This window comes from Herbaspirillum sp. C7C2, assembly GCF_022627865.1.
Lineage (GTDB): Bacteria > Pseudomonadota > Gammaproteobacteria > Burkholderiales > Burkholderiaceae_D > Herbaspirillum > Herbaspirillum frisingense.
This window is the reverse complement of the sequence record NZ_JABXGI010000001.1, coordinates 518,301-530,548: the sequence shown is the minus strand read 5'-3', so window position 1 is coordinate 530,548 and position 12,248 is coordinate 518,301. Positions and strand designations below refer to the sequence as shown.

General features: G+C 61.9%; 11 protein-coding genes. 1 reads left to right on the top strand and 10 read right to left on the bottom strand.

From position 1 onward, the window contains the following. Positions 1-30 precede the first annotated feature (30 nt). From HWE04_RS02460 to HWE04_RS02415, 10 genes are all read right to left on the bottom strand, one after another. Positions 31-1,890 (bottom strand): methyl-accepting chemotaxis protein, encoded by a 1,860-nt coding sequence (locus tag HWE04_RS02460; RefSeq protein ID WP_241811383.1) that lies wholly within the window; start codon positions 1,888-1,890, stop codon positions 31-33. Positions 1,891-1,977: 87 nt separating this feature from the next. Continuing rightward, a complete protein-coding gene (locus HWE04_RS02455; RefSeq protein WP_241811382.1) occupies positions 1,978-2,400 on the bottom strand; it encodes a DUF302 domain-containing protein in 423 nt (140 codons plus the stop codon). Between the two features lie 10 nt (positions 2,401-2,410). Then, entirely contained in the window at positions 2,411-3,271 is an 861-nt protein-coding gene (locus HWE04_RS02450) for an MBL fold metallo-hydrolase (protein WP_241811381.1), read from the bottom strand. Between the two features lie 89 nt (positions 3,272-3,360). Then, on the bottom strand, positions 3,361-3,810 hold the full coding sequence (cynS, locus tag HWE04_RS02445; protein ID WP_006464967.1) for a cyanase: 450 nt from the start codon (positions 3,808-3,810) through the stop codon (positions 3,361-3,363). A 45-nt stretch (positions 3,811-3,855) separates the two neighbouring features. Then, on the bottom strand, positions 3,856-4,785 hold the full coding sequence (locus HWE04_RS02440) for an ABC transporter ATP-binding protein (protein ID WP_006464968.1): 930 nt from the start codon (positions 4,783-4,785) through the stop codon (positions 3,856-3,858). Continuing rightward, complete coding sequence (ntrB, locus tag HWE04_RS02435) at positions 4,775-5,644, bottom strand: nitrate ABC transporter permease (RefSeq protein WP_006464969.1); 870 nt, start codon at positions 5,642-5,644, stop codon at positions 4,775-4,777. Before ntrB ends, HWE04_RS02440 begins: the two co-directional genes overlap by 11 nt. A gap of 18 nt (positions 5,645-5,662) precedes the next feature. Further along, a complete protein-coding gene (locus HWE04_RS02430; protein ID WP_077237319.1) occupies positions 5,663-7,066 on the bottom strand; it encodes a CmpA/NrtA family ABC transporter substrate-binding protein in 1,404 nt (467 codons plus the stop codon). Positions 7,067-7,121: 55 nt separating this feature from the next. Next, positions 7,122-8,477, bottom strand: a complete 1,356-nt coding sequence (locus tag HWE04_RS02425; RefSeq protein ID WP_241811380.1) for an FAD-dependent oxidoreductase — start codon at positions 8,475-8,477, stop codon at positions 7,122-7,124. Next, positions 8,474-9,616: an acyl-CoA dehydrogenase family protein gene (locus tag HWE04_RS02420; protein WP_077237321.1), complete on the bottom strand. Its 1,143-nt coding sequence runs from the start codon at positions 9,614-9,616 to the stop codon at positions 8,474-8,476. Before HWE04_RS02420 ends, HWE04_RS02425 begins: the two co-directional genes overlap by 4 nt. A 45-nt stretch (positions 9,617-9,661) precedes the next feature. Beyond that, positions 9,662-10,147 carry an OsmC family protein gene (locus HWE04_RS02415; RefSeq protein WP_077237461.1) on the bottom strand — a complete coding sequence of 162 codons (486 nt, stop codon included), beginning with the start codon at positions 10,145-10,147 and terminating at the stop codon, positions 9,662-9,664. Positions 10,148-10,465: 318 nt separating this feature from the next. On the opposite strand from HWE04_RS02415, the gene HWE04_RS02410 reads away from it, so the two are divergent. After that, entirely contained in the window at positions 10,466-12,106 is a 1,641-nt protein-coding gene (locus HWE04_RS02410; protein ID WP_413444024.1) for a sigma 54-interacting transcriptional regulator, read from the top strand. Positions 12,107-12,248: the final 142 nt, after the last annotated feature.

Sequence of the window (12,248 nt, the reverse complement as noted above, 5' to 3'; positions counted from 1 at the left end):
GAAAGGGACTACCCACGTCCCCTTACCTGGCTATCCGATCAATGGCAAACTCCGCAGCTCGGCGTTGGCCTCCAGCACGAAACCCGCCACCGCGCCGGCCAGCTGCTGCGACTGTTGCTTGAGGGAGATGGATGTGGCTGAGGACTCTTCCACCAGGGCCACGTTCTGCTGGGTCGAGTGATCGATCTCCTGGACCGCCTGGCTGATATCGGCAATGGCCATGTCCTGCTCGCGCGAGGAACGCAGGATTTCTTCGGTGATCTCGCTCACGCGCCGTACCTCGGCCACGATCTCGGTCATGGTCGATCCGGCGTTCTGCGCCAGCCGGGCGCCGTTTTCGATCATGTCGACCGAATTGACGATGAGTACCTTGATCTCCTTGGCAGCATCGGCGGAACGACGTGCCAGCGAACGCACTTCCGACGCCACCACTGCAAACCCGCGCCCCTGCTCACCGGCCCGCGCTGCCTCCACTGCGGCGTTGAGTGCGAGGATATTGGTCTGGAAAGCAATACCGTCAATGAGTCCAATGATCTCTGCGATCTGCTTGGAATTCTGATTGATGGCATCCATGGTATGAACCACTTCCCCCACCACGGTACCGCCTTGCTGCGCCACGCCACTGGCAGCGGACACCAGCGAGTGCGCCCGCGATGCAGCCTGGGTACTTTGACTCACGGCGACGGTCACCTGCTCCATGGCTGCGGCAGTCTGTTGCAGCCGCTCGGCGGTGAGCTCAGTACGACGCGACAGTTCGTCATTGCCATTGGCAATCTCTTGCGAAACATGGTCAATGTCGTTGGCCATGCCACGCAACCGCTGCACGATGGTCGCCAGTTGGCTCCGCATGGCAAACAGCGAGAACAGAACGCTTCCGTTGGTAATCTTCCCGACCTGCCCTGCCTGGCTCAGGTCACCATTGGCGACGGCTTCTGCGATTGCCGCCAAGGCCTCGGGTTCGGCCCCCAGGAAGCGTTGCACCAACCGCCCCATGACGATACGGGTGACGGCAAATGCCAGTACGACGATGACCACGGTGCTGCAGATCAGCCATAGCAGCAATTCGTTCAAGGCCTGCGAAGGAGGCGGATGCGGCAGATCCGACACCAGCCACCATCCCTTGCCGGCGGGTCCTGTGTGATCAAAACGGCTGGCGGCCTGGAAGCGCCCCAGATCGGCGCCCACATGCAGATAGGAAGCGGCACCACCGGCAGGATGCTGCACGTTTGCGGTAGTGGCGCCCATGCGCGCCACTGCGGCACCTGCGCCATCATAGAGCGCTGCGCTCACATCCGTGGTGGGGCGCAGGATCACCGCCGACTTCATACTCAGCACCAACGTACCCAGATGCTTGCCGTCTCTGATGACCGGTACTGCCGCATCGACCTGTCCGTCTTGTAGTCGACCATAGAAGCGCACGTCATCGGCACTGAGGAACTGTTGTCGTATCGCCGGTGCCGGGGGAGCAGCCACCTTGGTCCCGGCATCACGGGCGGCGGCGAAAAGCACGCGTCCGTCGGAAGCCATGAAGATGGCGCTGTCGTAAGCCGGGCGCACCCGCATCAACCCACGCAGATTGGTCTCACCGCGCGCCGCCCACTGGGCCTGGGTGCTCTGATCGGCGGGATCGATACCCTCGTTGGCCAATGCCCTGAGTGCGCCCTGGAAAGGCGGGGTCATCACCACAAAGCGGGCATCAGAGGCAATCTGCGCCATCGCGCTGCGCGCCGCTTCCACCAGCATTTCCTGTTGCTGGCCCGCCCCTTGCAATGCCTTGCCACTCTCGGCCGAGTCGACCTGGAAAGCTGCAACCGCTCCGATTACAAGGGTGGAGGCCAGCGCCACCGAAAGCACCACCAGCATCAATTGGGTCTGGAATCTTAATCTCATCTCTACCTTTGCGTGAAAGGGCGGGACCGTCGCATGTGGTCATCGATCGGCCAACTGCCCGGTCTGTGTGATCGCCCCGGTTAGCTCTTACTGGATATCGGAGAATGCGCACAGCAGCTTGCGCACCGCCATCAGAGGCGCCAGCAGGGCATCGCTGATTTCGTAGTCGGCTCGCAATGCCTCACTGGGATCGGCATAATCAAGGTAGGTGCGACCATCGGCGGCTTCCCAGATCACCACTTTCAATGGCAATTCCAGTGCAGCACGCGGGTTACTGAGCATGATGGGTGTTCCCAGCGCTGGATTGCCGAACAACAGTACGCGGGTGGGACGCAAGGACAGGCCCTTGTGCGCAGCAGCGGCTTGCTGGTCGATATCGGCAAAGAGCGTGAGGCCGCGATCACGCAGCAATGAGATCAGCAGGCCATGGGTTTTCTTGAAATCCAGCCGGCTGCGGATCGACAATACGTTGGCCGGGGCGTAGCACACCCCCTCGAGTCGGGCATTCATAAGTAGCAGTTCAGAAAGTGTTAAGCGGAATCTTCAGGTAACGGATGCCGTTGTCGCCTGCAGCCGGTAGCTCGCCGGCATGCATATTGACCTGCAGCGCGGGGATGATCAGTTGCGGGAGGGACAACGTGGCATCGCGCCGGGTTCGCATGCGCACAAAGTCGGCCAGTTCGACACCATCACGCAGGTGGATATTGCGTTCACGCTGCTCCTGCACGGTGGTATGCCAGACCGGCGCACGTCCATCAGGCGGATAGTCATGGCACATGTAAAGCACAGTCTGCGGTGGCAGTGCCAGCAGCTTGCGCACCGAGCGATACAGTAGCTGCGCGTCTCCTCCAGGGAAATCACAACGCGCCGAACCGATGTCGGGCATGAACAGGGTATCGCCCACGAAAACGGCCTGCTCGCCAATGCGGTAGGCCAGGTCGGCTGGCGTATGACCTGGCACCGATATGACCTCGGCGTTCAGCCGTCCGATCAGAAAACGCTCCCCGTCCTCGAAGAGGTGATCGAAGTCCGTCGCCTGCAAGGATGCCGGCGCCAGATCGAAGGCGTGCGAAAACGTCTGCCTGACATCGGCGATGCGAGCACTCATGGCAATCTTCCCGCCCAGGGACTGGCGCAGGTAGGCGGCAGCAGAGAGGTGATCGGCATGCACATGGGTCTCCAGATGCCATTGCACCTGCAAGCCGCCTTGCCTGACGTAGTCAGCGATCTGATCGGCGCCGGCAGCAGAGATGCGGCCGGAGCGTTGATCGTAGCCGAGCACTGAATCGATGATGGCGCATGCTACGCCACCCTCTTCGTGGATGACATAGCTGAAGGTCCCGGTGGTGGCATCGAAGAAAGCTTCTATCCGTGGTGTCATCTCATTGGCCCTGAACGCCAGGTCCTCAAGCAAATACACGCCGCGTCGTCAGCGCGGTCATGTCCTTTACCGGCCCCGGCCCTTCAATTTCAATAGGTCTTGTACGGCAAGTACTTCCCGGAAAGCAGTACATTGACGCGATCGCCATTCGGATCGGCCTGGCGCTGGATATCCATCTTGAAATCGATGGCACTCATGATGCCGTCGCCAAACTCCTCGTGGATCAGCTCCTTGATGGTGGTGCCATAGACATTGACCATCTCGTACCAGCGATAGATGAGCGGATCGGTCGGCACGGCCGTAGGCAGGGAGCCCTTGTACGGAACGATCTGCAACCACGCGACGGCTTCGTCACTCAGGTCGAAGAGCCGGCCGACGGCTTCCGCCTGGCTCTTGTCGAGGGTCATCTGGCCCAGGCAGGCCGCCGTGCTCCATTCCTTGGAAAGGCCGGTAGCCGCGGTGACCTGACTCCACTTGATGCCCTTCATTACCTTGGCAGAAAGGATCATCTTGGTTACTTCTTCACGACTGGAAATCATTTGATAGCTCCGAATTGACGGGTTGAAAAAAAGCGGTGCGCGGACTCACGCCGAAGCGCGTATATCCAGCACAGAGGAGATGTCAGGCACGGCGTCGGACTCCAGGCCGGGCCGTACGATGCGCGTGACGGCCAGCTCGGCCACCTCGCCCGACATCTGGAATGTCCTGGATCGGTGCACCAGGAAATCGACGAGGTGGTTGCGTATCCGGTAGAACTGGGGATCACGATGAATGGTGGCCCGGGTGCGCTGCGGCGAGAGTGTGTTGATCACGATCTCGGCGATGCGCGCCTTGGGGCCGTTACTCATCAGGAAGATGCGATCGGCCAGCAGGATGGCTTCGTCCACGTCGTGGGTGATCATGAAGACGGTCTGTTGCGTCGCCTCGCAGATGTTGAGCAACTCGTCCTGGATGACGCCGCGCGTGAGGGCGTCAAGCGCGCCGAAGGGCTCATCCATGAGCAGCATCTTGGGCTCGATGGCGAAGGCACGGGCAATGCCGACGCGCTGCTTCATGCCGCCGGAAAGCTCGGCAGGCTTCTTTTTGGCTGCGGCCGACAGGCCGACCATCTCGATGAAACGCGCAGCGTGGGCCGCCACCTTGTCGCGGCTCCAGTCGGCGTAGCGCGAACGCACTGCGAAGGCGATGTTCTCTTCCACGCTCAGCCAGGGCAACAGGGCGTGGCTCTGGAACACGACGCCCCTATCCAGGCCAGGTCCGGCCACCTCGCGGTTGTCCATGATGACGGTGCCGGTGGTGGCCGCCTCCAGCCCGGCCAACACATTCAGGATGGTGCTCTTGCCGCATCCGGAGTGGCCGATGATGCAGATGAACTCGCCACGCTCGATGCCGAACTGTACCTGATTGAATACCGGCGGCAGGTCGTGCCGGTACTGCTTGGACAGGCCGTCGACCTGGACGAAGGGTCGGCCGGCGGGGGACCGGGAAGTATCCCGGGTGCGATCATTCAGCATAGGTCACCTTCTTTTGCAGGGCGGCGAAGAGGATGTCGAGCAGCATACCGACGACGCCAATGACGAGGACGGCAAAGATCACGTTCGACAGCGAGAGGTTGTTCCATTCGTTCCACAGGAAATAGCCGACCCCGTTGCCGCCGATGAGCATCTCGGCGGCAACGATGACCAGCCAGGCGATCCCCATGGAGATGCGCATGCCGGTGATGATGGTGGGAGCGGCAGCCGGCAGGATCACCAAAAAGGCCTTGCGTAGCGGTGAGACTTCCAGGGTACGTGCCACGTTGAGCCAGTCACGGCGTACACCGGCTACGCCGAAGGCGGTATTGATGAGCATCGGCCATACCGAGCAGATGAAGATGACGAAGATGCCCGAGACCGAAGAATCCTTGATGGTGTAGAGCGCAATGGGCATCCAGGCCAGCGGCGAGATGGGCTTTAGCACCTGGATGAAAGGGTCGATGGCTCGATACAGAAGTGGGGACATGCCAATAGCAAAGCCCAGCGGAATGGCGACCAGCATGGCCAGCAGATACCCGAGTGCCACGCGCAGCAGGGAATGCGCCAACTGGATGCCGATGCCCTTGTCGTTGGGGCCATGATCGTAGAAAGGATCGCTCAGGTGCCGTGCCGCGATATGCAGGAACTGCCCGGGCGTAGGAAAGCCGTCGACCTTCGCCGGCGTCTCTCCGGCGGCAGACGGGGCCTGCCCCATGAGGGCTGCGTATTCGGCATCCTTGGCGCTGACCGCGGTGGGGGCCGAGGCACGCGGCATCGTTGCCAGTTGCCAGATACCCAGCAGAAGCAACAGCAGCAACACCGACAACAAAGCCGCACGCAGTTTGAGTTGATGGTTCATGTTCTTTCCTCGCTGCGGTCAGGTTCGCTTGATGGCGAAGCTGTTCAGGTAGCCCTGCGGATTGGTCGGATCAAATGTCTTGCCCATGATGCTGAACGAACGGTAGCCATTGCTGGCCGCCGCCGGCACCTGCATGCCCAGTGCTGTCATCTGGCGACGCGCGTCAGTGAGCAGGAACACCTTTTCCGCCAGCGCCTGGTAGTTCATATCCCCCTTGATGTAGCCCCATCGTTTCATCTGGGTCAGCATCCAGGTCGCCATCGAGTACCAGGGCATGGCATCGAAATCCGCGCGATCCGGTTCGTTGCGCACATTACCCAGCCCGTCGGCATAACGACCGCTGAGGGCTTGCAGTACCACTGTCTCGGGCTGATTCAGATAGCCCGGGGTGCAAATAGCCCGCGCGATGGCCGCCCGGTTCTCCGCCTTGTGCGCCATGGCGCTGGCGTTGAGAATGGCCCGGTAGAGCGCCGCGAAGGTATTGGGGTTGCGGTCGATGAAGGCCTGCGTGGTGCCAAAGGCACAGCAGGGATGGCCGTTCCAGATATCCTTGGTCAGCAGATGGATGAAACCGATCTGGTCGTATACCGCACGCTGGTTGAAGGGATCGGGACCGAGAAAGCCGTCGATATTGCCGGCGCGCAGGTTGGCGATCATTTCCGCCGGTGGCGTCACCCGCAGTTGCACATCGCGGTCGGGATCGATGCCATGCTCGGCCAGGTAATAGCGCAACAGGAAGTTGTGCATCGAATACTCGAAGGGAATGGCGAACTTGAATCCCTTCCAACGACGCGGATCACGGTTGTCCTTGTGCCGCAGCGCCAGCGTGATGGCCTGACCATTGATGTTCTGGATCATGGCGACCCGCATCGGTTGCGCGGCCGCGCCAAGGCCGGCGGAGATTGCCAGCGGCATGGGCGCCAGGAAATGCGAGGCATCCAGTTCGCCATTGATCATCTGGTCGCGTACCAGCGCCCAGCCTGCGGTCTTGCTGAGGGTCACATCCAGGCCCTGCTCCCGGTACATGCCCATCGGGTCGGCCATGATCAGTGGCGTCGCGCAATTGATGGGAATGAAGCCGATCCTGAGGCTCTTCTTTTCCAGACTGCCCTGTTTTTCCAGCGCTTGCGCCTGCAGGCTGCCCAACGGCAGCACTGACGCCACTGCAGCCATCAGTGCATGGGAACCGATCGCCTTGATCAGGTTGCGGCGCGTGGCATCGTGAGGAAACAGCGCGCGCACGGCGGCCGCTTCGACGAAGTCGCATGACAGCGCCTCGACGTCTCCAGCGCGGGCCAATCGGGTCGCGCTGGCCGCTGCGGCCTGGTTCGCATGCTCCTCCTCGGAGGCATGCTGGCCGCATGAACAGGCCGCCAACGAGGTGTCGAGGGAATACGGACGATAGAGATTTTTATCGGTCATGCAAGGCCCCTGGTTGGGAGTGGATGGGTGAAATATCAACAGAGATGCGGCGATATCAGGCGGCCAGGCGTTGTCGCGGGACACTCATGTCCAGCGCGGCAACGATCTTGTCCTGGTAGAGCTGATGCATTCGGAGGACCTCCGGGCTGTCCTCCAGAACCAGCCATTGGCCATTGGCGCAGGACTGGCCATGCAGTACCACCGAAAGCGATTTGGTCTTGAGGCGGATGACCGGCGGCCGGTGCTCGTATTGCGGCCCGGCCAGGCCGAGCAACTGGGCGGCGATCACGGCTGCCTGACGCGCCAATGGTTCGATGAAGCGACAGGGTGTGCCGGCGATGCTGATGCAATCGCCCAGCGCATAGATGTGCTCGGCGCTGGTGCGCAAGGTAGCGGCATCGACCGTAATACCTCGATCGAACGCCAGCCCCGCACCGCGGGCCAGGCGGCTCTCGGTATGCAGGCCGGTGGCGACCACGATCTGGTCGCAACTGAGGCTAAGGCCGTCGGCACCGCGGATTTCCTTGATGCCTTGCGCGCTGCCAGCGATGTGGCTGATCCGGGTCTGCCCGTAGAAGGCAATGCCCTGGGACTGGAAACTGGCACGCATGCGCTCAGCGGCTTGCGGCGGCAGCAGTTGCGCCAGTGGCAGCGCTGCTACGTCAAGCAAGCTGACCTGATGCCCTGCGCGCGCAAAATCCTCGGCCAGCTCGCACCCCACCATGCCGGCGCCAATGATGGCCACGCGCCTTGCAGCCCCTGCAAGACCTGCTTGCAGGCCACTCCAACCTGCCAGATCGTTGACGCGCCAGCACAACGCAGGCGGCACCTCGTCCGGCAGGTAGGGCTTGGCTCCCTGGGCCAGCACGAGGTCGGTATAACGCAGGGTGCCGCGCGTGGTACGCAGTTGTCGCAGGCCAGGAGCAATGCCGATGGCATAGGTCCCGTTGAGCAGACGCACCCGAAGACGTCGGGACGATTCGGCTGCCGATTCGCGTACCAGGGCAGCGGGGTCGAGCTTGCGGCTGAGTGCGATCGACAACTCCGGTTTGTGATACCGGTCCCCGGCGCAGGCAGTCACCAGGGTGATGGGAACATCGGCATCCAGCTTGCGAAGCGCCTCGACCACCGACCAGCCAGCGATGCCGGCACCGACGACGATGACCCCGCGGCGGTGCGTCGAAGCCTGCATCGTTGCGCCCGACGGCGGCGGCGGCGCCTCCGACTGCGGTGCATAGGGCTCGAAGTCCGCCTTGACCACACCGCACAGGGGGCAAACCCAATCGTCGGGTATGTCTTCAAAGCGTGTTCCCGGCGGCAGGCCGCTATCGGGATCGCCTTCCTGTTCGTCGTAGATCAGGCCGCAGGCGCGGCACAGGTATTGGCGCCACTTCACGACAGCGAGGCTCATGCCGGCACCTCTTCGCGGGACAGGCGCGCCATTTCCGAGCGCAGATGCTTGATGGCGGGTGTGACAATGGCTGCGAAATGCGCCTCGCGTACGCGCCGTTGCGGGGCCGAGTTGATCAGGTAGCCGCGCGCGCCCTGATGCAACAATGCCGACTGGGTCGCTCGCAGCGCCAGCTCGGCCCCCTGGGCGCGGGCGTCGAGCACGTCCAGCATATAATCCTTGCTGCCGTCGAAGGGCGAGCCGACAAGCCTGGCGACGCGGCCAGCCAGTTCGAGATATTCGGCTTCCAGTTCATCCGGGCGGTCGTCCAGGAACTGGTTCACATGCCCCAGCAGCGGTTCCACGTCGCGCATGGAATCGAGCGCTCCCTGGATCAGCCCGGTGGCCATTCCTATCTGCAGCAGGATGAAGGCAGCGCGGATCTTTTCGATAAAAGGCCGGGCCGGATCGGCGATCATATTGTCTTCGCCGACGAAGTAATCCTCCAGACGCACACCCCAGGTACTGGTGCCTTCCATCCCGGAAAACTCCGGACATTGACGCAGCACCACCTGTTGGTCACAGCGAACCAGAAAGATGATGTCATGCGAATGCGACTGGTCATCGCGATAGACCGAGGCAATCGCGCCGAAGTACTGACCCGGCCCGATATGGCTGACCCAGGGCAAGGCACCGCTGACCCGGTAACCGCCCGCTACCCGGCGCGCGCGCAGCAACATTCGTTCGATCCCGGCGAAGGCCTTCATGGGATTGGACAGGCCGGTGCCTCCGAAGCTGCGCCCTGCCACATGGTCGTCCAGCAACTGGCCGTCGAGGGCGGGGTTGCCGGATTGTTCAAGGTACAGCGCGCAGACGTCATGCGCCCAGGTCAGGAAACCGGTCGAGCCACACTGCCTGCTGATTTCATGCATGGCGCCCAGCGCCAGCCCATAACGCTCGCCGTTGCGCCGCAAATGGCCGGCAAAGGCCCCCGCGCGCGCCAGCGACGCCATGACCTCCAGCGGATAGTGGCCCTCATGGTCGATCCTGGTCGCCAGCGGCGCCAACTGGTCGACCGCAACACCGGCCACGGCGGCCACCACGGCGGCATCGCCAAGGGCCGGATCGAGTTGTGCACTACGGATATCTATGGTGGTCATGACGTTCTCCTCAACAAGCTGATGGCGGGGACTGGCGCGACGAAATCAGTCGGCCAGGCCGATGCTGAAGGGGATGGGGTTACGCATGGTGTTGGCCACTGGCGAGTAGAAGTTGGCCTGTTTGACGATCTCGTCAAGTTCTTCGCGACTGGCATCGCCTTCCACCAGCACCTTGACGCGGATTGCCTGGAAGCCCATCTCGGAAGGCTGCATCTGCGCGCCACCGGCACCCCAGGCAGCGGGGTTGCCGATATCGCCCTCCACGAACAATTCCAGACGCGACAGCTTGACCTGCTTCCAGGTCGCCACGGCGGTGATGCCCACCGCCAGGCAGCCGCCCAGCGCAGACAGCACGATCTCGCCCGGGGCTGGCGCGGTGTCTTCTCCGAACAGATGTAGCGGCTCATCCACCACCACGGCGGCGTGGTCACCGACATAGCTGAGAGTGCGGTACTGACCCTCGACAACGGTATGGACCTTGTTCGTGCCGCGACGCGCGGGGTTGTCACGGCCCTGTTCGGCGAATTTCATCAGTCCGTCGCGATCAATCGGACGCAGATAGGTCTGGACGGTCTGGGGGGTGGCGGTAGTCACGGAACGCTCCTTGGGAAATAACGGCTTTTGGCGCCGTGCCAGCCAGAAGATCTTTCTCCGGCCCTTCCCTAATGGCAAAAGCTGTGCCAAGACGATTTATCACGGTAAGTCATTGATTTAAATCATAAAAACTATTTTCAGTGACAATTTTATCCACCCACCAAATGTCAGACAATGTTTACAATTTGTAGACATTGTTAATCTTCATGGCGATAATTGACCGGTCCATTCTTTTGCTCACCACCACCGGCCTCCATGACCCCTGACCCCGAAATCGACATCGATTCCGATAGCTCGCCGTCGTTTTGGCGCCAACAGGAAATGCTGTTGTTTGAACAGGTGATGTCCCTGGTCGGCAAGAGCCTTTCTCCCGAAGTGGTCCTGCGCGAGATGCTGCATCTGCTCTCCGAACTACTGGGACTGAACCGGGGCCGCGTGGTCCTGCGCGATGAGGGTAGCGAGACGGCGCGCATCCATTACGCATATGGCATGACGCGCCAGGAGATGGCACGCGGGGTGTACCAGCCTGGCGATGGCGTGACCGGGCGCGTGCTGGCGACCGGGCAGTTGACCATCGTCCAGGATATTGACCAGGAACCGCGCTTCCTGCTGCGTACGGTGCGGCGGGAGGACCTTCCCTCCGGCCCGGTTTCCTTCATCGCCATGCCGATCAAGATCGACCGCCAGACCGTGGGCGTGATGGCCTGTCACCGCATCCGCAGCCGGATGCGCACGCTCAGTGACGACCTCACGGTGCTGCGCATCCTCAGTACGCTGGCGGGCCAGTTGCTGCAACTGCAACAGAGTCTTCTGGCCAAGACCAAGGTGCTGGAACAGCGCAATGAAATCCTGACCAAGGCGTTGCAAGCCGAGGCCACCCGCTATGGGATCGTCGGTACCGCCCCTTCGCTGCTGAAGGCAATTTCTGAGCTTGAGCGGGTTTCCGACGCTACAGCCAGTGTCCTGCTGATGGGCGAATCCGGGACCGGCAAGGAACTCTTCGCACGCGCACTGCACCTGGCCAGCCCGCGGCGCGACAAGCCCTTCATCAAGATCAATTGCGCTGCCATCCCCGACACGCTGTTCGAATCGGAACTGTTCGGGCATGAGCGCGGCGCCTTTACCGGCGCAGCTACTGCACGTGCTGGATGGTTCGAGCAGGCCAATGCAGGCAGCATCTTTCTCGATGAGATCGGTGAGATGCCGCTGGCAATGCAAACCAAGCTGCTGCGTACCTTGCAGGAAGGCACCATTACGCGCCTGGGGGGCAAAAAGGAAATTGCCATCGATGTGCGGCTGGTCGCCGCCACCAACAGGGACCTGGCGCATGAGGTCGAGGTCGGCGCATTCCGGCAGGATCTGTACTACCGGCTCAATGTGATCCCCATCCATCTTCCCTCGCTGGCCGAACGGCGCGAGGATATTCCAGCGCTGGTCCTGCATTTCCTCAATCACATCAACCAGGCGCACCAGCGCAATGTCAATCTCTCCCAGGATGCGCTGGACCTGCTCCAGCAGCAGGAGTGGCCTGGCAATATCCGCGAGCTCTCCAATCTCATCGAGCGCGCGATCCTGCTGGCTGAGCGCCCTATCCTCGATGCCCGCGACATTGCGCGCTTCCTGCCGGACAAGCGCAAAAGCTCTGGCATGGCGCAGCCATTGCCGCCACAGCATCAGGAGGCGGCGATGCGGCCGATGGACAGTGCCTCCTGGGGCCAGGACGTGGCATCGACTGCTGTTGCGGTCAGGCCGTATGCCCCAGTGGCCTCGCACTCCGCAGCGCAACTGACGGCGGCGCTGACGCAAAGCGCCGGCAACAAGTCGCGCGCCGCGCAACTACTGGGCCTCACGCCAAGACAGTTTTCCTACCGCTGGGAGAAGCTGGGGCTGGAATAAGCTGCGCGACCGAGCGCATCGCGGTCCGGGCATGCAAGGCCGCCGCACCGGACCACCTCCCCATCCCGGATTTGACAGCAAGGCATCGGCACGGTATTCTCGTCAAAAGGTCATAAGTATGACCTAATGATTTTAATGATCC